Source organism: Rhizobium sp. SVR5-2C (assembly GCF_056755115.1).
In genome coordinates, this window is sequence record NZ_JBNDHT010000344.1 from 1 (window position 1) to 390 (window position 390).

The window sequence follows — 390 nt, forward strand, 5'->3', positions numbered from 1 at the left end:
GGTTCCAGCTGGTGTTCCGGCGCTTCCTCGCCGTGTTCGCCCGACCCGAGCATCCGCTCGCGCTGTTCCTCGACGACCTGCAGTGGCTGGACGCGGCAACCCTGGATCTGATCGAGCATCTGGCCACCCATCCGGAGGTCCGCCACCTGCTGCTGATCGGGGCCTATCGGGACAACGAGGTCACGCCAACGCACCCGCTGATGCGGCGGCTGGCGGCGATCCGCAGCGCCGGGGGCCGGATGCAGGAGATTGTGTTGGCGCCGCTTGGACTTGCGGATGTGGGCCGGCTCATCGCCGATGCCCTGCGCTGCGACCCGGAGCGCGTCGCGCCGCTAGGCCGGCGCGTGCACGAGAAGACAGCCGGCAATCCGTTCTTCACGATCCAGTTTC

1 protein-coding gene is annotated in these 390 nt (G+C 68.7%); it reads left to right on the forward strand.

Annotation, left to right across the window (positions count from 1 at the left end):
* Positions 1–390 (forward strand): AAA family ATPase (locus ACPYOI_RS36005; RefSeq protein ID WP_481424164.1); only part of this gene is annotated, 390 nt, incomplete at both ends.